This is a genomic window from Testudinibacter sp. TW-1 (genome assembly GCF_050613185.1).
In the GTDB taxonomy this organism is placed as follows: Bacteria; Pseudomonadota; Gammaproteobacteria; order Enterobacterales; family Pasteurellaceae; genus Chelonobacter.
The window spans coordinates 1,222,033-1,242,031 of record NZ_CP192511.1; the positions used below are offsets into that span (position 1 = coordinate 1,222,033).

Annotated in this window: 25 protein-coding genes, 3 tRNA genes and 1 rRNA gene; 7 read left to right on the forward strand and 22 right to left on the reverse strand. The window is 47.9% G+C overall.

Features of this window, described 5'->3' with window-relative positions; all coding sequences use genetic code 11:
• Positions 1–17: 17 nt before the first annotated feature.
• Positions 18–133 (forward strand): 5S ribosomal RNA (rrf, locus tag ACQ31U_RS05865).
• Positions 134–317: 184 nt separating this feature from the next.
• On the opposite strand, the gene pyrE is transcribed toward rrf, so the two are convergent.
• Both pyrE and rph read right to left on the reverse strand, forming a co-directional pair.
• Positions 318–959, reverse strand: a complete 642-nt coding sequence (pyrE, locus tag ACQ31U_RS05870; RefSeq protein WP_431054134.1) for an orotate phosphoribosyltransferase — start codon at positions 957–959, stop codon at positions 318–320.
• A gap of 20 nt (positions 960–979) precedes the next feature.
• Positions 980–1,699 (reverse strand): ribonuclease PH, encoded by a 720-nt coding sequence (rph, locus tag ACQ31U_RS05875; RefSeq protein ID WP_431054135.1) that lies wholly within the window; start codon positions 1,697–1,699, stop codon positions 980–982.
• Between the two features lie 127 nt (positions 1,700–1,826).
• On the opposite strand from rph, the gene ACQ31U_RS05880 reads away from it, so the two are divergent.
• On the forward strand, positions 1,827–2,690 hold the full coding sequence (locus tag ACQ31U_RS05880) for a YicC/YloC family endoribonuclease (protein WP_431054136.1): 864 nt from the start codon (positions 1,827–1,829) through the stop codon (positions 2,688–2,690).
• 48 nt (positions 2,691–2,738) lie between these two features.
• Here the strand turns inward: ACQ31U_RS05880 and ACQ31U_RS05885 are convergent, their stop codons facing one another.
• The 3 genes from ACQ31U_RS05885 to epmB all read right to left on the reverse strand — a co-directional run bounded on the left by ACQ31U_RS05885 (position 2,739) and on the right by epmB (position 5,479).
• The gene (locus ACQ31U_RS05885) at positions 2,739–3,140 is read right to left on the reverse strand and encodes an MliC family protein (RefSeq protein ID WP_431054137.1); all 402 of its coding nucleotides are present in this window, start codon (positions 3,138–3,140) and stop codon (positions 2,739–2,741) included.
• A 71-nt stretch (positions 3,141–3,211) separates the two neighbouring features.
• Complete coding sequence (locus ACQ31U_RS05890; RefSeq protein WP_431054138.1) at positions 3,212–4,342, reverse strand: LysM-like peptidoglycan-binding domain-containing protein; 1,131 nt, start codon at positions 4,340–4,342, stop codon at positions 3,212–3,214.
• A gap of 93 nt (positions 4,343–4,435) precedes the next feature.
• Positions 4,436–5,479 (reverse strand): EF-P beta-lysylation protein EpmB, encoded by a 1,044-nt coding sequence (gene epmB / locus ACQ31U_RS05895; RefSeq protein WP_431054139.1) that lies wholly within the window; start codon positions 5,477–5,479, stop codon positions 4,436–4,438.
• A gap of 70 nt (positions 5,480–5,549) precedes the next feature.
• On the opposite strand from epmB, the gene efp reads away from it, so the two are divergent.
• Positions 5,550–6,116 carry an elongation factor P gene (gene efp / locus ACQ31U_RS05900; protein WP_431054140.1) on the forward strand — a complete coding sequence of 189 codons (567 nt, stop codon included), beginning with the start codon at positions 5,550–5,552 and terminating at the stop codon, positions 6,114–6,116.
• Between the two features lie 44 nt (positions 6,117–6,160).
• On the opposite strand, the gene folA is transcribed toward efp, so the two are convergent.
• Genes folA through ACQ31U_RS05915 form a run of 3 tightly spaced genes read right to left on the reverse strand, consistent with a single transcriptional unit; the run spans position 6,161 to position 7,923 of the window.
• The gene (gene folA / locus ACQ31U_RS05905; protein ID WP_431054141.1) at positions 6,161–6,646 is read right to left on the reverse strand and encodes a type 3 dihydrofolate reductase; all 486 of its coding nucleotides are present in this window, start codon (positions 6,644–6,646) and stop codon (positions 6,161–6,163) included.
• A 16-nt stretch (positions 6,647–6,662) separates the two neighbouring features.
• On the reverse strand, positions 6,663–7,130 hold the full coding sequence (locus ACQ31U_RS05910; RefSeq protein WP_431054142.1) for a threonine/serine exporter family protein: 468 nt from the start codon (positions 7,128–7,130) through the stop codon (positions 6,663–6,665).
• Position 7,131: 1 nt separating this feature from the next.
• A complete protein-coding gene (locus ACQ31U_RS05915; protein ID WP_431054143.1) occupies positions 7,132–7,923 on the reverse strand; it encodes a threonine/serine ThrE exporter family protein in 792 nt (263 codons plus the stop codon).
• A gap of 126 nt (positions 7,924–8,049) precedes the next feature.
• Between ACQ31U_RS05915 and proB the strand changes: the two genes are divergently transcribed.
• On the forward strand, positions 8,050–9,198 hold the full coding sequence (gene proB / locus ACQ31U_RS05920; protein WP_431054290.1) for a glutamate 5-kinase: 1,149 nt from the start codon (positions 8,050–8,052) through the stop codon (positions 9,196–9,198).
• A gap of 136 nt (positions 9,199–9,334) precedes the next feature.
• Positions 9,335–10,597, forward strand: coding sequence for a glutamate-5-semialdehyde dehydrogenase (gene proA, locus ACQ31U_RS05925; RefSeq protein WP_431054144.1), 1,263 nt, complete (start codon positions 9,335–9,337; stop codon positions 10,595–10,597).
• A 167-nt stretch (positions 10,598–10,764) separates the two neighbouring features.
• On the opposite strand, the gene ACQ31U_RS05930 is transcribed toward proA, so the two are convergent.
• On the reverse strand, positions 10,765–11,205 hold the full coding sequence (locus ACQ31U_RS05930) for a GNAT family N-acetyltransferase (RefSeq protein ID WP_431054145.1): 441 nt from the start codon (positions 11,203–11,205) through the stop codon (positions 10,765–10,767).
• Positions 11,206–11,400: 195 nt separating this feature from the next.
• Between ACQ31U_RS05930 and tpiA the strand changes: the two genes are divergently transcribed.
• Positions 11,401–12,168, forward strand: a complete 768-nt coding sequence (gene tpiA / locus ACQ31U_RS05935) for a triose-phosphate isomerase (RefSeq protein ID WP_431054146.1) — start codon at positions 11,401–11,403, stop codon at positions 12,166–12,168.
• 72 nt (positions 12,169–12,240) lie between these two features.
• Here tpiA and ACQ31U_RS05940 read toward each other — a convergent pair whose 3' ends face one another.
• The 6 genes from ACQ31U_RS05940 to ACQ31U_RS05965 all read right to left on the reverse strand — a co-directional run bounded on the left by ACQ31U_RS05940 (position 12,241) and on the right by ACQ31U_RS05965 (position 15,479).
• Entirely contained in the window at positions 12,241–12,720 is a 480-nt protein-coding gene (locus ACQ31U_RS05940; protein WP_431054147.1) for a YchJ family protein, read from the reverse strand.
• A 64-nt stretch (positions 12,721–12,784) separates the two neighbouring features.
• Positions 12,785–12,861 (reverse strand) — tRNA-Arg (locus ACQ31U_RS05945).
• Between the two features lie 64 nt (positions 12,862–12,925).
• Positions 12,926–13,002, reverse strand: a tRNA-Arg gene (locus ACQ31U_RS05950).
• Positions 13,003–13,012: 10 nt separating this feature from the next.
• A tRNA-Ser gene (locus ACQ31U_RS05955) sits at positions 13,013–13,102 on the reverse strand.
• Between the two features lie 130 nt (positions 13,103–13,232).
• Positions 13,233–15,251: a DNA helicase Rep gene (gene rep / locus ACQ31U_RS05960; RefSeq protein WP_431054148.1), complete on the reverse strand. Its 2,019-nt coding sequence runs from the start codon at positions 15,249–15,251 to the stop codon at positions 13,233–13,235.
• A gap of 3 nt (positions 15,252–15,254) precedes the next feature.
• Entirely contained in the window at positions 15,255–15,479 is a 225-nt protein-coding gene (locus ACQ31U_RS05965; protein WP_431054149.1) for a YceK/YidQ family lipoprotein, read from the reverse strand.
• Positions 15,480–15,654: 175 nt separating this feature from the next.
• Between ACQ31U_RS05965 and ACQ31U_RS05970 the strand changes: the two genes are divergently transcribed.
• Complete coding sequence (locus tag ACQ31U_RS05970; RefSeq protein ID WP_431054150.1) at positions 15,655–16,191, forward strand: hypothetical protein; 537 nt, start codon at positions 15,655–15,657, stop codon at positions 16,189–16,191.
• A gap of 38 nt (positions 16,192–16,229) precedes the next feature.
• On the opposite strand, the gene ACQ31U_RS05975 is transcribed toward ACQ31U_RS05970, so the two are convergent.
• The 7 genes from ACQ31U_RS05975 to rpsP form a co-directional block, all read right to left on the reverse strand.
• Positions 16,230–16,544, reverse strand: coding sequence for a helix-turn-helix domain-containing protein (locus ACQ31U_RS05975; protein WP_431054151.1), 315 nt, complete (start codon positions 16,542–16,544; stop codon positions 16,230–16,232).
• Positions 16,534–16,887, reverse strand: a complete 354-nt coding sequence (locus ACQ31U_RS05980) for a type II toxin-antitoxin system RelE/ParE family toxin (protein WP_431054152.1) — start codon at positions 16,885–16,887, stop codon at positions 16,534–16,536. The genes ACQ31U_RS05975 and ACQ31U_RS05980 overlap by 11 nt, the downstream gene beginning before the upstream one ends.
• A gap of 135 nt (positions 16,888–17,022) precedes the next feature.
• Positions 17,023–17,748 carry a nitroreductase family protein gene (locus ACQ31U_RS05985; RefSeq protein WP_431054153.1) on the reverse strand — a complete coding sequence of 242 codons (726 nt, stop codon included), beginning with the start codon at positions 17,746–17,748 and terminating at the stop codon, positions 17,023–17,025.
• Between the two features lie 154 nt (positions 17,749–17,902).
• The gene (rplS, locus tag ACQ31U_RS05990; protein ID WP_084256716.1) at positions 17,903–18,250 is read right to left on the reverse strand and encodes a 50S ribosomal protein L19; all 348 of its coding nucleotides are present in this window, start codon (positions 18,248–18,250) and stop codon (positions 17,903–17,905) included.
• Between the two features lie 36 nt (positions 18,251–18,286).
• A complete protein-coding gene (gene trmD, locus ACQ31U_RS05995) occupies positions 18,287–19,033 on the reverse strand; it encodes a tRNA (guanosine(37)-N1)-methyltransferase TrmD (protein ID WP_431054154.1) in 747 nt (248 codons plus the stop codon).
• 53 nt (positions 19,034–19,086) lie between these two features.
• Positions 19,087–19,611, reverse strand: coding sequence for a ribosome maturation factor RimM (gene rimM, locus ACQ31U_RS06000; protein WP_431054155.1), 525 nt, complete (start codon positions 19,609–19,611; stop codon positions 19,087–19,089).
• Positions 19,612–19,654: 43 nt separating this feature from the next.
• Positions 19,655–19,903 carry a 30S ribosomal protein S16 gene (gene rpsP, locus ACQ31U_RS06005; protein WP_431054291.1) on the reverse strand — a complete coding sequence of 83 codons (249 nt, stop codon included), beginning with the start codon at positions 19,901–19,903 and terminating at the stop codon, positions 19,655–19,657.
• Positions 19,904–19,999 lie beyond the last annotated feature (96 nt).

Sequence of the window (19,999 nt, forward strand, 5' to 3'; positions counted from 1 at the left end):
CAATCAAGCCGAATTATTCCGGCGGCGATAGTGCGGTAGCACCACCTGATTCCATGCCGAACTCAGAAGTGAAATGCCGTAACGCCGATGGTAGTGTGGGGTCTCCCCATGTGAGAGTAGGACACCGCCGGATATTATTGAATAGAACAAAAGCCCTTTGCAGTCATGCGAAGGGCTTTTTTGCGTTTGGGCGGAAAAAGCCTGAGGCAAGAAGGCTAAGCAATACGAAGAAATACCCGTGCGGTTTGCAGTGAAGTTCAATGAGAAAAGTATGGCAACAGGCTGAATTTTGGTAATAATCAGCCTGAAAGTGGTTATCAAACGCCGTATTGTTGACGATATGCCTGCATTGCGGGTAGGTATTGTTGATAGTTCGGATTGGTTTGTAAGAACTGCAACAGATCGTCGAAATTGATAATCGATAGCACGCGACAACCATAATCCCGTTCCACTTCTTGAATGGCGGAGAGTTCGGCTTGTCCGCGTTCTTGGCGGTTTAATGCAATCATTACCGCACTTAATTGCGCCTGATTAGCGGCGATCAGCCGCATTGATTCGCGAATCGCCGTGCCGGCGGTAATCACATCATCGACCAGCAGCACCTTGCCTTGTAACGGGCTGCCGATTAAATTGCCGCCTTCGCCGTGATCTTTGGCTTCTTTGCGATTAAAACAGACGGCTTTATCGACAGCAAAGCGGCTTGCCAACGCCACGGATACCGTTGTCGCAATCGGAATACCTTTGTATGCCGGTCCGAAAATCACATCGTAATCCAATTGCGCCGCTTGAATGGCGGCGGCATAAAACTCGCCTAGGCGCGCCAGATCGTTACCGGTGCTGAACAAGCCCGCATTAAAAAAATAGGGGCTGATACGCCCTGATTTTAAGGTGAATTCACCGAATTTCAAGACATTGCGGCTGAGGGCGAATTCGATAAATTGTTGTTTGTAATCCTGCATAAAGAGACCTTACCGATAAATTAGTGATCATTTAATGCCGCACGCTGTACCGCAAAAATCTGCTCAATACCGCCTTTCGCCAAATCCAGCAACCGTAATAACTCTTCATGGCTGAACGGCTCGCCTTCTGCCGTGCCCTGCACTTCAATCATGCGCCCGTCTTCTGCCATCACGACATTCATATCGGTTTCGGCGGCGGAATCTTCCGCATATTCCAAATCGCAGACCGCATTTCCCTCGACAATGCCGACCGAAATCGCCGCAACCAAGCCTTTAATCGGGTTGGTTTTTAAATCGCCATTGGCGAGTAAGGTATTGACCGCATCAATCACCGCCACGCATGCTCCGCTGATCGCCGCGGTGCGCGTGCCGCCGTCGGCTTGAATTACATCGCAATCGACGGTAATGGTGCGTTCGCCGAGTGCGGTCAAATCAATCATGGCGCGCAGAGAACGCCCGATCAAACGTTGAATTTCCAAAGTGCGCCCGCCTTGTTTACCACGCGCCGCTTCGCGCTGCATTCTGACATTGGTCGAGCGCGGCAACATGCCGTATTCGGCGGTGATCCAACCTTGCCCCTGCCCTTTTAAGAAACGTGGCACGCTGTTTTCCAAACTGGCGTTACACAGCACTTTAGTGTCGCCGAATTCAACCAATACCGAACCTTCGGCGTGTTTGGTATAGTGGCGGCTGATTTTAATCGGGCGGGTGGCTTGTACAGGGCGATCGTTTGGACGCATCGGTATTCTCCATAATAGATTTGAATTAAACGCCGCTATTCTAACACCAAACCGCACTTTAGACACGACAGTGCAGCAAAGAATCAGTACAATACAACCGGTTTAATCATCGAATAAAGGAAAAATTATGATTTACAGTATGACCGCTTTCGCCCGTCTGGCGCTGAAACAGGATTGGGGCAATGCCGTATGGGAAATTCGTTCTGTCAACCAACGCTATCTGGAAAATTTTTTCCGTTTGCCGGAGCAGTTTCGCGGCTTGGAAAATAATCTGCGTGAGAAGATCCGCCAACGGATTACGCGCGGAAAAGTGGAGTGCAATCTGCGTTTGGAATTAAAGCAGCAAACCGCACTTGAGCTGCAATTGAATCAGCCGTTAGCGCAGCAGGTGCTGAAATCGCTGCAATGGCTGAAACAGCAAACCGGTGAAGGGGAAATCAATTTAACCGATGTATTGCGTTATCCGGGCGTGGTTGAAACGCCGGAGCAAGATTTGGATCAAATCGCGCAAGATCTGCTAAACGGCTTTGATCAACTGCTTGATGAATTTGTCGCCATGCGCGGACGTGAAGGGCAGAAATTGCAAGAGATTATCCAACAACGGCTTGAGGCGATCAACGTTGAAGCGGACAAAGTGCGGTCGCAAATGCCGAAAATTCTGCAATGGCAACGGGACAAACTGCAACAACGTTTTGATGAAATTCAACTGCAAGCCGATCCGCAACGTTTAGAACAGGAAATGGTATTGTTGGCGCAACGGGTCGATGTGGCGGAAGAGTTGGATCGCCTGCAAATGCACGTGAAAGAAACGACTTCGATTTTGAAAAAAGGCGGTGCTGTCGGGCGTAAACTGGATTTTATGATGCAGGAATTGAATCGAGAATCCAACACCCTTGCCTCAAAATCGATCAATGCGGATATCACCAATTCGGCGGTGGAATTAAAAGTGTTGATTGAACAAATGCGTGAACAAATTCAGAATTTGGAATAAGGTTGGCAAAGTGCGGTTATGTTCTTTAACGCATAACCGCAGTTATATTTACTCCCGCACGCAGCCTTTGACAATCACCTCGCCCAAGCTGTTGCTCAAGACCGCACTTTCGCTTTTTTCCCACCAGTTCCATTGGATATTGGCGTAACGTTTACCGCTGTCGGACACTATCGGTTGTAAGTGTTGGCTAACGCCTTTAAACGTCAATTGAATTGACGGATTTTTTGAGTGTTGTTGAATTGCCAAGGCATTTAATACAACCACTTTAATCTCGGTTTCATTGGCGCAGTGATAAATATACGTCACATTTTGGCTTGGCAAGGTTTTATTGGAAACGCTAGACGCAGAGGTGCTTTGTTGAATCGGTTGTAATGTCTGTGGTGCGGCATTCATATATTGACAAGCAGACAGAAACAACAGAGTTGTGCTGAATAGAAGCGGTTTTAGCATAGGATCTTCTCTTGTAAATATAAAATCGAAAACGAAAAGCGCCATGATCAAGGGATCATGGCGCTCCAGACTTATGGCTTGTAACTGTAACTGCCGTCACTGTTACGGCTAAAGGAAGCGCCGTTTTGTAAGGTTAGGCGGTTGACCCGTCCTTGCGAATTCAGTTGAATAGTGACTTTATCACCCGGTTTGAAACGACTTAACGCTTTTTCACCGCCGTTGGTTTTGGTCATGGCGTTGACGTCGGCAATATTCAGATTATTGTTGCGGAACACCTGCATTAAGCTGACGCCTTGCGGAATGGTCAATGTGCGGCTGCTCGTGCTTTCTGTTGCGGCGGCAGTGTTGTTTGTTTTTGCCGATGCAGTGGTTTTTGGCGCGCTGGTCGCTTTGCTGGTTTCCGCTTTTTTCACCGGTTCTTTTGCTACGCCGGCGGTATTACGCGTTGGTGTTGCCGTTGCTTTTTTTGCCGGTTGTGCTACTTGCGCCGCTTGTGTTGCGGATTGAGCGGTTTCAGTTTGTGCGCTTTGAGTTTGTTGCGCTAAAGCAGTTGCCGCGGCGCTATTGGCTGTGCTGTCAGAAGGTGTCGGGACACCGCTGTCACTTTGCCCGGCAGTATTATTTGGCAATAGGACATTCGCTTCGGCATTTTGCTCTAGCGGCTGATTGACAACGTCCTCTTCCGATTGGTTCAACGGTTGGAATTCAATCGGTAACGAATTGGCATTTTGCGCCTGCAATGCATCGACGGTGGTGGTGGAACTTGGCTTCAGCCAAAAGAAAATCAACAGCACTAAGATTAATGCCAACAACGCGATAAATAGACGGCGGTGTTTAGCCGGCAAACGGTTGAGCAGTTCCCAAGTTTCCGGTTTTTTCAAGCGTTGGCTTAACGGTTCGCGTTTTGCGCTGCCTGCATTGAGATTGGCGGTTTCCGCTGCGGTTTCACTGATGGTTTCAACATTCGCTTCCATGTTTGCGGCTTGTGTCGGTTGTTGTGGATTCGTCGGGTTCACGCTTTCCTCCTTGTGTTCACGTTTTGGTAACAGCCCTTTGGCTTTATCCAAAAATGAAGGTTTTTCTTCAATCGGTTTTTTTGGAGTGATTGGCTCCATGTTGCTAAATTCAAATTTTAATTGGTTTTGTTTTTCATGAGACGATACGTCGTTATCGCCGGTTTTCTGCGGATTGTCAGAAGTCACACTGCACCTCAAATGTAAAAATACGTTTTTATCAATAAAAATATTTGTCTATTCTAAAGGAATTAGACAAAAGAAAAACAGTTTTTGCTGGAATTATTCTGAATTTTTATCAAAATTTGCCCCAAATAGGGTTTTATTCGGCTCGCCGGCAATTTCACGCGCCAACTTCGGCACCAGATAACCGGAGCTGATTTTTTGCAGCTCGCGATAAATTGCCAATGCTTGTTCGTCGTCCAAATAAAAATGCGCCGCCCCTTGCACCTTATCCAGCAAATGCAAGTAATAAGGCAAAATGCCTGCGTCAAATAGTTTGTCGCTTAACTGTTTTAGCACTTGCGCATTGTCGTTCACTCCTTTTAGCAGCACAGCTTGGTTCAACAACATCACATTTGCCGCTTTTAGGCGCTCCAAATGGTCGATTAAAGTGCGGTCAATTTCATTCGGATGATTGATATGGGTGACCAACACTTTGTGCAAGCGCGACTGCGACAAACGTTGGCAAAGTGCGGTGGTAATCCGTTGCGGAATCACCACCGGCAAACGCGTATGAATACGTAGCGTTTTTACATGGGCAATTTGTTCAAGTGCGGTCAGCAACCAGGCTAACTCATGATCTTTCGCCATCAGCGGATCGCCGCCGGAAAAAATCACTTCGTCGATTTCAGGGTGGGCGGCGATATAGTCAAGTGCGGTCTGCCAGTTCTGTTTATTGCCTTTGTTGTCTTGATACGGAAAATGGCGGCGGAAGCAGTAGCGGCAATTCACCGCACAGCCGCCTTTCACCATCAACAACACGCGATTATGGTATTTATGCAACAAACCCGGCACCGCACTTTGCTGCTCTTGCAGCGGATCAGGGCTAAAACCCTCTGCCGCTAAAAATTCTTGTTGCGCAGTCATCACCTGTAAAAATAACGGATCGTGCGGATTGCCTTTTTCCATTTTGTCGATAAACGGTTGCGGCACGCGCAACGGAAACAGTTTGCGCGCGGCAAAATCCTGTTCAGACCGCACTTGGCTTAAATTGAGCTGTTGCAGTAATTTTTCCGGGTCGCTGGTGGCATGAGCAAGATAATCGAGCCAATCGTCGCTTTGCTGAATTGGCACTTCTCTAAAGTGGGTGTTTTGCGGTATCATATGCGAGTTTTATTAAAATTTTATCTGATCTTGTCTTAAGATCGGGCTTTTTTCAAGTAATGAGGACATTATGGCAACCTATTCTACCAGTGATTTCAAACCGGGTCTTAAATTTATGCAAGACGGCGAACCTTGCGTGATCGTCGAAAACGAATTCGTGAAACCGGGCAAAGGTCAGGCGTTCACCCGTACCCGTATCCGTAAATTGATCTCCGGCAAAGTGTTGGATGTGAACTTCAAATCCGGCACGACGGTTGAAGCGGCGGATGTGATGGATACCAACCTGACTTTCTTATACAAAGACGAAGATTTCTGGCATTTCATGAACAACGAAACCTTCGAGCAATTGTCTGCCGATGCCAAAGCCGTGGGCGACAACGACAAATGGCTGTTGGATCAAGCGGAATGTATCGTCACCTTATGGAACGGCGCGCCGATTTCCGTGACCCCGCCAAACTTTGTTGAGTTGGAAATCGTGGATACCGATCCGGGGCTGAAAGGCGACACCGCCGGAACCGGCGGCAAACCGGCAACCTTAAGCACCGGCGCCGTGGTGAAAGTGCCATTGTTCGTGCAAATCGGCGAAGTGATCCGCGTGGATACCCGTTCCGGCGAATACGTTTCTCGCGTAAAATAATCGATTGTTTTAAAACTGAAAACCGAGCAAATGCTCGGTTTTTGTTATCTCGCCTTTTCTAACACCATAAAACGGCAGGCGTAAGCGTTTTTCTCATCGGCAGGTGCGATTTCTTCCTCGGCGATCTTCCATTGGTCTAAGTCAATCTCAGGAAAAAAGGTATCGCCTTCAAGAGCGGTTTGAATCTCGGTTAGATAGAGCTTATCGGCTAACGGTAAACTTTGTTTAAACAACTCGCCGCCGCCGATAATCATCACTTCTTCTGCCGTTGTACACAAACCAAGTGCGGTTGGCAGGCTGTCCGCCCATGTTACATTTTCATGCACAAACGGCTGGCGCGACAGCACAATATTGCTGCGGTTCGGCAACGGACGACCAATCGACTCAAAGGTTTTGCGCCCCATTATCACCGGCTTGTTCAAGGTGTTGCGTTTGAACCACGCTAAATCGCGCGGCAAATGCCACGGCATTTGATTATCTTTGCCGATAACGCGGTTTCGGGTGAAGGCGACAATCAGACTGATTTGCATGAGGGAGATCCTATCATTAAATAACCGGGCGTTGGCGGTAAAACAATAAGCCGGGCAATGCCAAGCCAAACGCCAGTGCCCCGAGAATAAAACCGGATTTAACAAAATTATCGACGGCTTGTTGGAACAGTGCTTCAGAATAGCCGATATGGTGGATTTGCACAACGGCGATCATCGCTTTATAGGCAAATACGCCCGGAATCATCGGAATAATCGCCGCCACCGTGAACACTTTCGGATGGGCGAGATAGCGCTGCGACAAATATACGCCGATAAACCCGATTAAGGCGGCGGCGAAAAAAGTGGCGAAAAGCAACGGCATATCGATGGTGATTAATAACAGTTTGCGAAAACCATGTCCCAGTGCGCCCAATAACGCACAATATTTCAGCGCATTTTGCGGCACGTTGAACAACAAGGCGAAACCGACCGCCGGAATGGCGGCGAAAAACATATCGTCGATTAAGCGGAGTAGCAAATCCATATCAAATGCCCCACTGGTTGATATTGAACAAACTTAAGGCAAATACGATGCCGATACAGGCGCCGAAGGTCAGCACCGTGGCTAATGCCCAACGTCCGATTCCCATATTGGTATAACCTTTCAAAATATCGGACAGGGCGTTAATGAACGGGAAACCCGGCACAAGCAGCAAGACGCTCGAGGCAATTGCAATTTGCGGATCGTTACCCAAGCCGAAACGTAATGATAAACCGGAAATACCGGTCGCAACAAAGGCAGTGGCGGCAAATACGATCATCGGATTGTAATGCTGGCCGGCTAATTGCTGGCGCACGAACATCGCGGCGCAGGACGCCAAAAAGGTGATCAGGCAAATTAACGCGTCGCCGCCGGCAAGGTGGGCAAATGAAGCACAAGAAAGACCGACCATCAAGAGCACATAATAACGGTTATATTTTAACGGCTTGATGTTATACAGTTTTTTTCGCACGACGGCACTGTCATAAATGTGGTGTTCCGCCGCAATCACAATATGTTGCACTTCGGTCACCACATGCATATTAATCCCGCGATCCTGATTTCGGCGCGCGGTGGTAATACAGTGCCCTTGATGTAAGGTGGTTAGCACCACCGCGTTGGCGGTCAGCGCCACTTCGACACTTTCTACTCCCAGCGCTTTGCCGAGGCGGGTGGCGATTTGGCAGACTAAGGTGCTTTCCGCTCCGTGTTGCAATAACAAAAGTGCGGTATGCACGCAAAGCCGGGTGATTTCTTGCTGTGCCGCTTGGCTGAGGGCGGCGTTTTTTATCGCCATAATCTCTCCGAATAATCGTCGCTAAAAGCAATTTTATTACATGATTTTTATACCGATTAATGGTAACGTAATCGCCACTTTGTTATTTATTTTAGATCAAGAATTATGCAAAAAGATTCGCATTCCATGACGATTGAGACAAAACAGAAGCCTGTCACGGCAAAAAATACGACGCTAAAAACCGTGGTGTTGAAATTCGGCACCAGCGTTTTGACCCAAGGGTCGCCGAAACTGAGCCGCCCGCATATGCTCAATATCGTGCGCCAATGTGCGTTACTGCAACAACAGGGCTATCGGGTGGTGATTGTCACTTCCGGTGCGGTGGCGGCAGGGCGGCATTATTTAAACCACCCGCAACTGCCGCCGACCATTGCCTCAAAGCAGTTATTGGCGGCGGTCGGGCAGAGCCAATTGATCCAAACTTGGCAACATTTATTTGAAATTTATGATATTTACATTGGACAAATGCTGCTGACCCGTGCCGATTTGGAAGATCGCGAGCGTTTCCTCAATGCGCGCGACACGTTGAATGCCCTATTAGATAACAACATTATCCCGATTATTAATGAAAACGATGCGGTGGCGACGGCAGAAATTAAAGTCGGCGACAATGATAATCTGTCGGCTCTCGTTGCGATTTTAGCGAATGCCGATCAACTTTATTTGCTTACCGATCAGCAAGGTTTATTCGACAGCGATCCTCGCGCCAACCCAGCGGCACAGTTGATTCCCTGTGTGGATAAAATCACCGAGCATATCCGTTCGATTGCCGGTGGCAGCGTATCGGGTTTGGGCACGGGCGGCATGAGCACCAAAATCACCGCCGCCGATATTGCCACCCGTTCCGGAATTGAAACCATTATCGCGCCCGGCAGCCAAGAGAATGTGATTGTCGATTTGGCACAGGGTGCAGCCATCGGTACTAAATTTAATGCCTTGTTATCACCGTTGCAACGCCGCAAACAATGGCTGTTTGCCGCGCCGTCGGCCGGCACGTTGGTGATCGATCAAGGGGCGGAAAGTGCGGTATTGCAAAAGCAACGGTCGTTATTGCCTGCCGGGATTGTCCAAATCGAAGGGCGTTTCTCGCGCGGCGAAGTGGTGCGGATCCGCACTCAACAAGGCAAAGATATTGCGATTGGTGTGGCGTGCTATAACAGTGATGCGTTGACGTTAATCAAAGGCAAGAAATCGGCGGAGATTGCACACACGCTGGGATATGAATATGGTGCCGTTGCGATCCACCGTGATGATATGGTACTTTTATCGGTCTAAAAAACGGAATAACTGTGTTGGAAATGCTCGCTGAAGCCCTACTTCAGCTGCGCTTTCCGCCTTGTTCTTCCGTTTTTTACAGGTGATAACGGGAATGACGGCGTTGCACGATAATACAGCTAGAAAGGACAGAAAAATGACAATCGATTTAGTGAAAATGGGCAAACAAGCCAAGCAAGCGGCGTTTGAGTTGGCGCAATTGTCCGGCGCGGAAAGAAACCAAGCGTTACAGGTGATTGCCGATCAGTTGCAAGCGCGCGAAGCGGAAATTTTGGCGGCAAATGCGCTTGATATTGCCAATGCCGAAGCACAAGGGATCAGTGCGGCGATTATTGATCGCTTATTACTCACTTCCGCACGCTTGCAAGGGATTGCCGATGATGTACGCCATGTGATTTCGCTTGCCGATCCGGTCGGCAAGGTGATCGACGGCGGTGCGCTCGACAGCGGACTCTCGATTCAACGAGTGCGCGTGCCGTTGGGCGTAGTCGCAACCATTTATGAAGCTCGCCCGAATGTGACCATTGATGTGGCTTCGCTGTGTTTAAAAACCGGCAATGCGGTGATTTTGCGCGGCGGTAAAGAAACCCGAAATACCAACGAGGTGTTGTTACAGGTGGTGCAAGACGCCCTGCAACAAGCCGGTTTGCCGGCAAGAGCGGTGCAGGCGATTATCGATCCCGACCGCACTTTGGTCATGCAACTGCTGAAACTGGATCGCTATGTCGATATGATTATTCCCCGCGGCGGCGCAGGCTTGCACCAACTGTGCAAAGAGCATTCGACCATTCCGGTGATTGTCGGCGGAATCGGCATTTGCCATCTGTTTGTCGAACAAAGTGCGGATCTGACGCGTGCCTTGGCAGTAATCGACAATGCCAAAACCCAACGCCCGAGTGCCTGTAATTCACTGGAAACCTTGCTGCTGCAACGCAATATCGCCGCCGAATTTATACCACACTTGGTACAGCAACTTGCCGATAAAAAAGTCCGTTATTTCGCCGATACAGAAGCCTTGCCACTGTTGTTGCAATGCGGTGCCGAGGCAAGTGCGGTCAGCGATGACAAGCTACGTAACGAAGCGTTGTGTAACAATATGAATGTGATGATTGTCGAGGATATTGACCAAGCGATTGTGCATATCCAAGAATACGGCAGCCACCACTCCGACGGCATTCTCACCGAATCGCAAGCGTTGGCGCGCAAATTTGTCAAACAAGTGGATTCGGCAACGGTGTATGTGAATGCCAGCACCCGTTTCACCGACGGCGCACAATTCGGTTTGGGCGCAGAAGTGGCGGTCAGCACGCAAAAACTGCACGCGCGCGGTCCGATGGGCTTGGAAGCCTTAACCACCTATAAATGGGTGTGTTATGGGGATTATTTGAGCCGTGCTTAAACATAGAATCAGAACGCTGTAATCTATAAAGTAGGGGGCGGATTATATATCAGTCCGAACCGCACTTCGCATTTTACGATTGTAGATTAAATACTTACATCTCACTTCGTAAACGGGCGGATATTTAATCCGCCCGCTTTGTCTTATCAACCTCTTGTCATCAAATATTAATCCGCCAACCGCACTTCAAATACCCCTTTATTCGGGTTGAGTTTAAAGCCCTGCTGCTGCCAGAATTCGCGTTGGTTTTGCGTACTTTCGACCACCAGCAGATTACTTTGGGTAAAACTGACGAATTCGCAGCTTTTGCGCAACAATTCGTGCATGATCGCGGTTTGATTGGGAATATCGCTGACAAAAATATCGGTCAATTGCCAGTAACGTTGTAGGCGGAGTGAGGATAAACGCGGGTAGAGTTGTACAAAGCCGACCGCTTGCTGCGCGTCATTCAGCGCCAGAAACAAAATGCTTTCGCTGAAGCGAATCCGATTTGCCAAAAAAGCCAATGCCCTTTCCGGGTTTTCCTGCATGCCTTGCTCGCGGCGATATTGCTCGAACAGCGGGAGCAGCAGTTCCAGATTCCATAACTCAGCTTTAAATATCCGCATAATTGCCTCTAAATTAACCAGTTTTGTAGCGAATTGTAACGGTTTTATCCGTAATAATCATCATTTGTTAAATAAAAAAGCGGAAAAAGGCAAAAAGCGCGAAAATTTTCGGCGGATAAAAAGCAATTTAGAGCAAGTTTTGCTATAGTGAACGCAATTTTTATTGATTCATCTTAAATTAACAAGGAGCAAAAAATGGCACGTCGTCCTTTAGTCATGGGTAACTGGAAATTAAACGGCAGCAAAGCGATGACCCGCGAATTAATTGCGGGATTGAAAGCGGAGCTGGCGGATGTCAAAGGCTGTGATGTCGCAATCGCACCGCCGTTGATGTATTTGGCGGAAGCCGAAGCCGCCTTGCAAGGCAGCAACATCGCATTGGGGGCGCAAAATGTGGATACCAATGTGTCCGGCGCGTTCACCGGTGATATTTCGACCGAGATGTTAAAAGATTTCGGTGCGAAATACATCATTATCGGACACTCCGAGCGCCGTACTTATCATAAAGAAAGCGATGAATTTATCGCGAAGAAATTTGCCGCATTAAAAGCGGCAGGCTTAATTCCGGTGTTGTGTATCGGTGAAACCGAAGCGGAAAACGAAGCCGGTCAGACCGAAGCCGTGTGCGCACGTCAGATTGACGCGGTGCTGAACAGCTTGGGCGCAGACGCGTTTAACGGTGCGGTGATCGCCTATGAACCGGTGTGGGCAATCGGCACCGGCAAATCCGCAACCCCTGCGCAAGCGCAAGCGGTTCACAAATTTATCCGTGATCACATCGCCAAACAAGATCAAGCGGTTGCCGAGCAAGTGATTCTGCAATACGGCGGTTCAGTCAATGACGCCAACGCAGCAGAATTGTTCACCCAACCGGATATCGACGGTGCATTGGTCGGCGGCGCTTCCCTGAAAGCGGCCGCATTTGCGGTGATCGTCAAAGCGGCGGAACAAGCCAAAAACTAAGCTGACCGCACTTTAGTCCAAAAAATAAAAACCGAATTCTGATCTGGATTCGGTTTTTTGTCGGCTGAATTTCTAACTTAGAAATGGCGCACAGCACTGCTTAAATTTTTTGCCCGAGCCGCATAAGCAGGGCTGTTTCATACTCGGATAGTGCGCTAAGGTCGGATCAAGAAAATACCAACGTCCGTCGATGTTGACAAAGGTGGATAATTCATGATGGGCTTGTTGCCCGGCGCCAGTTCGATAAAACGCGTTGAATTCCACTTGCGCATGAATTTTGCCGATTTTAGGCAAATGTTGCACAATTTCAAGCCCTGCCCATTGGGTTTGTTGCGCCCAGTGTAACATCGCCGCCTGATTCAAGTGCGGTTGTTGCGCAGGTACGGTGGTGGCAACCAAATAATCTATTTTTTGCAATACATAAGCCGCATAACGTGAACGCATAAGTTGTTCGGCAGTTTGCGCAATGATTTTTTCTTGATGTAATGGTTGGCAGCAATCTTGGTAGGATTGATCGGATTGGCAAGGACAGGATAAATCGGCACAAGTCATCAGAATAACATTATCAATAAGCGGAATATTTTTGCTGAAAAAGCGAGATTTCAAGAAGAAAAAATGGCGCATCCGAGAGGATTCGAACCTCTGACCGCTCGGTTCGTAGCCGAGTACTCTATCCAGCTGAGCTACGGATGCGTCGTTTTAAGATGATTAACCTTCATTTTGCCTTTTTACATTTTAATGAGAGTAAGCATTAAAATGGCGCATCCGAGAGGATTCGAACCTCTGACCGCTCGGTTCGTAGCCGAGTACTCTATCCAGCTGAGCTACGGATGCGCAGAACAAATGGCGGTGAGAGAGGGATTCGAACCCTCGATACAGTTTCCCGTATACACCCTTAGCAGGGGTGCGCCTTCAGCCTCTCGGCCATCTCACCGCAATCGGTTTGAGCGCACATAATACGGTTTTCGGAAAATATGTCAATCGCTTTTTTAACGGAAACCGCACTTTTACCTTTTTTCGCATTCGTTTGTTTGATTTGCAAACAATTTTTGCCGAAAGTGCGCTCAGCTTTTACGCTTTAACAGCGCTTTTAAATTGGAAACATGGCTACTGGTTTTTTGCTCGATTTGCTGGCTGGTGAGCGGTGGTTTATCGCGCTCCCATTGCAGATCGTCTTGCGGCAGTTCCAGTAAGAAACGGCTGACTTCGGGGCGAATCAGTTCGCCGTATTGCCGCCGTTCTTTGCATAACGAAAAAGTCAGTTCCTGCTGGGCGCGGGTGATACCGACATACGCCAAGCGCCGTTCTTCTTCCACGTTATCTTCGTCGATACTGGTCTGGTGCGGCAAAATCCCTTCTTCCATGCCGACCAGATAAACATACGGAAATTCCAAGCCTTTTGAGGCGTGCAACGTCATCAATTGCACCTGATCGCTTTCGTCATCGTCTTCGCCGCGTTCCAACATATCGCGCAGGGTTAAGCGTGTGACCACCTGATTTAACGTCATGGCGTCGTTATATTCATCACCGCGCAGCATGTCTGCCACCCACTCGAACAGCGTGGCGACGTTTTTGCTTTGCATTTCCGCCTGTGCCGGGCTGGCGGCGTGTTCAAACAGGTATTCCTGATATTGCAAGGCGGATAACATCTCGCGTACCGCACTTTCCGGCTCGCTGCGTAGCGCGTGATCATTCAGCTCGACAATCCAACGGGCGAAATGTTGCAACGCTTGATAAGCGCGCGGTGTGAGGCGTTGAATCAGTTCAAATTCGAAAACGGCGGCGAACAGGCTGATCTGTTTCTCTTGTGCCAGTTGCCCCAGTTTTTCTAAGGTTGCGGTGCCGATTTCGCGTTTCGGCGTATTCACAATGCGCAGAAATGCCGCGTCGTCATCTTGATTCACCACCAAGCGCAAATATGCCATCATGTCCTTGATTTCGGCACGCGAAAAAAACGACGTGCCGCCGGAAATTTTATACGGAATACGGTTTTGCATTAGCATTTTTTCCAGCAAGCGCGACTGGTGGTTGCCACGATACAGAATGGCGTAATCTTTGTATTGGGTTTTGCGGATAAAACGGTGCGCCACCAGTTCGGCGACAATCCGCTCCGCTTCGTGTTCTTCGTTTTTGGCTTCGATCACTTGCAATTTTTCGCCATGATCTAAGGTGGAAAACAGTTTTTTATCAAACACATGGTCGTTGTTATCAATCAAGATGTTGGCGGCGTGCAAAATCCGCTGGCTAGAGCGGTAATTCTGTTCCAACTTAATCACTGCCAGTTGCGGAAAATCATCGCGCAGGCGGATCATATTTTGCGGACGCGCGCCACGCCACGAATAAATCGACTGATCGTCATCACCCACCACGGTAAAACGCGCCTGTTCGCCGACCAGCAGTTTGATCAGTTCATATTGGCTGGTGTTGGTGTCTTGATATTCATCGACCAACAGATAACGGATTTTTTCCTGCCAACGTGACCGCACTTCGGGATATTGTTGAAACAGCAGGGTCGGCAGCATAATCAAATCGTCAAAATCAAGCGCATTGTAAGCACGGATTTGGTTGTGATATTGCTCGTAGCACAACGCAAACAACAGCTGTTTTTGCCCGTCGGCAATGCCTTTGGCGCGTTCGGGCAAGATCAAATCATTTTTCCAGTTGGAAATGGTGTTTAACAACTGATTTAACAGATCTTTATCGCCTTTGAGATACGGCTCGGTCAGCGCTTTCAGCAGGGCGAGTTGGTCGTGCTGATCGAACAGGGTGATATTGGCTTTATAGCCCAAATGGCGGTATTCGCGTTTGATAATATCGAAGCCGAGCGTATGAAACGTGGATACCGTCAGGCCTTTACTAGCTTGTTTGCCAATCGAATGCGCCACCCGCTCTTTCATCTCGCGCGCGGCTTTATTGGTGAAAGTCACGGCGGCGATTTGCTTCGGTTGATAACCGCACTTTTCAATCAAATAGGCGATTTTGTTGATAATCACCCGGGTTTTGCCTGATCCTGCACCGGCAAGCACCAAGCAAGGTCCGGTGACATATTCGACGGCGTTTTGTTGTTGCGGATTGAGTTTCATCGGTTAATCCTGCGCAAGGGCATAAGGCAAAAGTGCGGTATCGAGAATAAACGACAGCGGAATATCCAAAATCGGCAAGCCCCAACGTTGCGCCATTTCATAATCGTATTTCACACCGGCATAGGCGCTATAGGGCTGGGTCTGATTGATCAAACTCACAATCGTGCCGCAGCCGCTGAGGTTCAAACAGAAGCCGAATAGAACGCAAAAATACAGATATTTTCTCATTTCCTTTACCAAATAGAAATTGAAGTGGTGATTATAAAGGGAGTTGGCGGGAGAACAAATCACATTCTTAAAATAAGGGTTGATCTTACTTGCGCTGTGCTGTGCTGTAAAATTAAGCGATTTTTTTGAGCTAATGTCAAGTGCATTTTAATTTTATTATTAAGGAGTTATATGAATGAAAAGATCTCTGTTACTCACGACGGTTATGCTATGTTTTACGCTTGCCGGCTGCCAGCAAATGTTGGAGGCAAGCCGTTCGATGCGAGCGGCATTGGAGAATATTAATACCGGATTATCAGGTGCTTATGTCGAGCAAACTACACAAAACTCGATTGATTCAACGCTCAATAATGCGAAACCGAATAGTGCGGTTAAAGCATTATTTAATGATGCCAAACCAACAATGAACAAAGTGTTAGGACTATTAGCCTGTTTACCAGATGGTAGTCATTCAAATTCCCAGCTTATGATCTACAGTGATCCAGACAGTATTGAGCCGCATAGTCGAGTTAAACCACAAAGTAACATGAGTTATCATAAATCGGGTTGTTTAAATGTATCTCGAGTAATCGGATTTAAGAAATTAGCGGCAAATACTTTTGAGTTTAAAGTCTATTTTACCTCGCGACAGAGCGGAGAGACCGTTAACAAGCGCTATCATGCCATTAAACAACCTGGTGGTGAGTGGCTATTCGATTTTTGGGGGCTTTAATCACGATCATACACGCTTGTTTAGGCAACTATTCAGAATTAGCGTATTGACAGATACGCTGATTTATTGGTTTTTGCCAACATCATTAATAAGCTGTCAAGGGTAAACTTGCCGATCTTGCGATTAACCATATCGGAAATTCGAGGGCGGGTAACGCCTAAAATAGTCGCAGCATCAGCTTGTTTTAATTGATTTTCTTGAATCCAACTATCCATTGCCTCAACCAAAGCCAGTTTCATCTCTATCACCGCTTGGCTGTGTGCTTTCAAGCTTGCCGCTTCACTATCGGAGAACCCAAGATCGAGAAAAACATTGCCGTTAGCGGGGGTGATATGGGTGATTTTATCGTTCATTTTCTATCTCCAATAAGGTTTGATACCGTTTTTTGATCAACTCAAGATCGCGCGGGCTAGTTTTTTGTGTTTTCTTTTGAAATGCGTGTAGCACATAGATGCGTTTTGTAAACTTAGCAACATAAACTAAGCGAAATGCACCACTGTGATCGCGGTGTCGAATTTCAATAATGCCATTTCCAAGATTATTCATGACTTTATAATCACGTGGGCTTAATCCCTGTTGCACGAGATCTAAATCGTGACCAAGCTCTGATTTTATGTTGTCAGGAAATAATCTTAATATTGCTAATGTTGAACCCAACCATGCTATATCTTTGCGCACCGTTCTCTGTTTGTACAAAATTTTATACCTATCTTATCTGATAATGCAAGCTAGTAAATAAAATTTATATACTCAAGAAAATAGAGTAGCGAAAAGATTGCGATCAAGATTCCAAAAATTAAATTTGCTCACTTAACGTGATAAGCAAAGTGGTTAAACCTCACGATAAACCTGTTCAAACGGAACACGATAGCGTGCGCCCCAAATGCCGCGCCTTGTTTCGCGAATGCCGCAGACTACGATCATATTGATTTCCGCTGCGCGTGGTAGGTTCAAAATCCGTTTTACCCTGCGGCTGTCCAAGCCTTCGAGCGGGCAGGTGTCGTAGCCTTGTTCTGCCATTGCCAGCATAAAGGTTTGTGCGGCAAGGGCGCAGCTTTTGTGGGTCACAATGCGCGAATCGGCTTCCGAAACATTGGTGGCAATCGGGCGGAATAAAGCGATACTGTGGGCGATCAATTTGCGTAATATGCCCAGCAGACCGAAGCCGCGAGCATACAGAAACGGCATTAATTTGCCGTAATAGCCGTTTAACCGTTTTAAGCGTGCGGCTTGTTGCTCTGGCGGTGTATTGCGCTTGAGATCATCGCTGAACGCCGCTAATACCTGTTTGGCACGTTCACGGTAGAGATCCTGACGGGTCACAAATACCACCATTTGTTGCGCGGTGGTGGCGGCATTTTGGCTGAGGCAGGCTTCGGCAAGCTGCGCAAGTGCGGTTTTGTCCGTGATATGATAAAACTGATACAGTTGCATATTCGAGCTGCTCGGAGCGAGTTGCGCCAGTTGCAAACATTGGCGTACTTTGTCGCTGTCGAGCGGCGTATCGCTGTAGTGGCGCACCGCGCGGCGGTGGCGGAGCATTTCGCTTAAGTTCATAAGGTATCCTTTGTTGTGCGCTGAGGGTGTATTTATTCTACACCTGTTGTTGGATTGCCGCCAATGCCGCCGAGGGCGACATCTTTTTCAGCCGCAAAGTAAAAAGGCTTGGAATTTTCCAAGCCTTTTGTTTTGGTTTTTGCAAACCGTGCGATTAGTTCAAACGCTCTTTGATACGTGCAGACTTACCACTACGCTCACGCAAGTAGTACAGTTTCGCTTTACGTACCGCACCTTTGCGTTTCACGCTGATACTGTCGATTACCGGCGAGTGAGTTTGGAATGTACGCTCAACGCCGACACCGTTTGAAATTTTACGCAGGGTAAATGCTGAATGCAGGCCGCGGTTACGAATTGCGATAACCACGCCTTCGAACGCCTGCAGACGTTTTTTACTACCTTCAACAACCCATACTTTCACTTCCAAAGTATCACCGGGACGGAAGCTCGGTACGTCTTGTTTCAATTGTTCTTGTTCAAGTTGTTTAATAATGTTACTCATAATAAATACCTTTTATTCCTAGATGTAACTGAATCTTTACTCTTGCCGTTTGATCTGAGCCAACAGCACTCTCTGTTCGTCAGTCAGAGCTAGGCTCTCTAAGAGCTCAGGCCGGCGCGTCCAAGTGCGGTGCAATGACTGTTGTAACCGCCATTTGCGTATTTCCGCATGGTTGCCCGACATTAAAACCGGTGGCACGGCCACGCCGTTTAACACTTCGGGGCGGGTGTAGTGCGGGCAATCGAGCAGCCCGTCGGCAAAAGAATCTTCTTCTGCGGAGGCTTGCTTGCCCAACACACCCGGAACAAAACGGGCAACGGCGTCAATCAATGTCATTGCCGGCAGTTCTCCGCCGGTGAGGACATAATCCCCAACCGACCACTCTTCATCGATTTCCGCTTCAATCAAGCGTTCATCAATGCCTTCATAACGTCCGCACAGCAAAATCAGATTCTGATATTGTGCTAATTGCTGCACGCCATGTTGGTCGAGTTTGCACCCTTGCGGTGAAAGGTAAATCACTTTCACCTCCCCTGCCGTTACTGCCCGTGCCGCTTGCTTGGCGGCATGAATGGCGTCGCGCAACGGTTGCACCATCATCAACATGCCCGGTCCGCCGCCGTAAGGGCGGTCATCGACCGTTTTGTGTTTATCATGGGTGAAATCACGCGGATTCCAACATTGCACTTGTAACAGCCCGTGTTTTACAGCTCGTCCTGTGACCCCGAATTCGGTGATTGCTTTAAACATTTCAGGGAAAAGACTAATAATCCCAATCCACATAATATGACCTTATGCTAAAAATGTTACCGCCAAAGCGCCCACTGTTGCTGAGGTTAGAAACCAGCGTCCCAATCCACTTCAATAGTCTTTGTGGCGAGATCGACTCTTTTAACTACTGTTTCTTCAAGATACGGAATTAACCGCTCTTGTTTGCCGAAAGCATCATTCAGATTGGCTTTCACCATGAACACGTCATTCGAACCGGTTTCCATCATGTCGCTGACCACACCCAATTGATAGCCTTGCAGGTTGATGACTTGGCAGCCGATTAAATCGTGCCAGTAATAGCCTTCTTCCAGCGCAGGGAAATTGTCTGCACTCACCCCGATTTCCACGTTGGTTAATGCGTGTGCCGCGTCACGATCATCGACGTTTTTCAGTTTCACGATCAAATCGTTACTGTGATAACGCCAGCTTTCCAGTTCGGTGGCTTGCCATTGACCTTTGATATTCAAATACCAAGGCTGATAATCGAAAATACTTTCTTGTTGTTCTGTCGATGAATAAATTCGCAACCAACCGCGAATCCCGTAAGTTGAACCCAACTTGCCGACCGTGCTGATGTTTTGCGTGTTCATATTCACCTACTTATTGATTGCTTATAAAGCGTTTAAAAGCAGATTACGCTGCTTTTTGCGCTTCTTTAACTAATGCGGATACGCGCTCAGATAAAGAAGCACCTTTTTCCAACCATGCATTCACACGGTCTAAATCTAAACGTAAACGTTCTGCGTTACCGGTAGCAAGTGGGTTAAAGAAACCGACACGCTCGATAAAACGACCGTCACGCGGGCTGCGGCTGTCCGCAACAACTACTTGATAAAATGGGCGTTTTTTTGCACCGCCACGAGATAAACGAATGGTTACCATAGCGTCCTCTAAAATGATAGTAAAAATAAAACCCTCGTTCGAGGTGAGGGTGTCATGCGCTTTCGATGGCATACAGCCATAAAAAGTCGTCAGATT

Bases quoted from the DNA above. Each gene is read 5' to 3' on its own strand.
- pyrE (WP_431054134.1), bottom strand. From the start codon at position 959: ATGCAGGATTACAAACAACAATTTATCGAATTCGCCCTCAGCCGCAAT.
- rph (WP_431054135.1), bottom strand. From the start codon at position 1,699: ATGCGTCCAAACGATCGCCCTGTACAAGCCACCCGCCCGATTAAAATC.
- ACQ31U_RS05880 (WP_431054136.1), top strand. From the start codon at position 1,827: ATGATTTACAGTATGACCGCTTTCGCCCGTCTGGCGCTGAAACAGGAT.
- ACQ31U_RS05885 (WP_431054137.1), bottom strand. From the start codon at position 3,140: ATGCTAAAACCGCTTCTATTCAGCACAACTCTGTTGTTTCTGTCTGCT.
- epmB (WP_431054139.1), bottom strand. From the start codon at position 5,479: ATGATACCGCAAAACACCCACTTTAGAGAAGTGCCAATTCAGCAAAGC.
- efp (WP_431054140.1), top strand. From the start codon at position 5,550: ATGGCAACCTATTCTACCAGTGATTTCAAACCGGGTCTTAAATTTATG.
- folA (WP_431054141.1), bottom strand. From the start codon at position 6,646: ATGCAAATCAGTCTGATTGTCGCCTTCACCCGAAACCGCGTTATCGGC.
- ACQ31U_RS05910 (WP_431054142.1), bottom strand. From the start codon at position 7,130: ATGGATTTGCTACTCCGCTTAATCGACGATATGTTTTTCGCCGCCATT.
- ACQ31U_RS05915 (WP_431054143.1), bottom strand. From the start codon at position 7,923: ATGGCGATAAAAAACGCCGCCCTCAGCCAAGCGGCACAGCAAGAAATC.
- proB (WP_431054290.1), top strand. From the start codon at position 8,050: ATGACGATTGAGACAAAACAGAAGCCTGTCACGGCAAAAAATACGACG.
- proA (WP_431054144.1), top strand. From the start codon at position 9,335: ATGACAATCGATTTAGTGAAAATGGGCAAACAAGCCAAGCAAGCGGCG.
- ACQ31U_RS05930 (WP_431054145.1), bottom strand. From the start codon at position 11,205: ATGCGGATATTTAAAGCTGAGTTATGGAATCTGGAACTGCTGCTCCCG.
- tpiA (WP_431054146.1), top strand. From the start codon at position 11,401: ATGGCACGTCGTCCTTTAGTCATGGGTAACTGGAAATTAAACGGCAGC.
- ACQ31U_RS05940 (WP_431054147.1), bottom strand. From the start codon at position 12,720: ATGACTTGTGCCGATTTATCCTGTCCTTGCCAATCCGATCAATCCTAC.
- rep (WP_431054148.1), bottom strand. From the start codon at position 15,251: ATGAAACTCAATCCGCAACAACAAAACGCCGTCGAATATGTCACCGGA.
- ACQ31U_RS05965 (WP_431054149.1), bottom strand. From the start codon at position 15,479: ATGAGAAAATATCTGTATTTTTGCGTTCTATTCGGCTTCTGTTTGAAC.
- ACQ31U_RS05970 (WP_431054150.1), top strand. From the start codon at position 15,655: ATGAAAAGATCTCTGTTACTCACGACGGTTATGCTATGTTTTACGCTT.
- ACQ31U_RS05975 (WP_431054151.1), bottom strand. From the start codon at position 16,544: ATGAACGATAAAATCACCCATATCACCCCCGCTAACGGCAATGTTTTT.
- ACQ31U_RS05985 (WP_431054153.1), bottom strand. From the start codon at position 17,748: ATGAACTTAAGCGAAATGCTCCGCCACCGCCGCGCGGTGCGCCACTAC.
- rplS (WP_084256716.1), bottom strand. From the start codon at position 18,250: ATGAGTAACATTATTAAACAACTTGAACAAGAACAATTGAAACAAGAC.
- trmD (WP_431054154.1), bottom strand. From the start codon at position 19,033: ATGTGGATTGGGATTATTAGTCTTTTCCCTGAAATGTTTAAAGCAATC.
- rimM (WP_431054155.1), bottom strand. From the start codon at position 19,611: ATGAACACGCAAAACATCAGCACGGTCGGCAAGTTGGGTTCAACTTAC.
- rpsP (WP_431054291.1), bottom strand. From the start codon at position 19,903: ATGGTAACCATTCGTTTATCTCGTGGCGGTGCAAAAAAACGCCCATTT.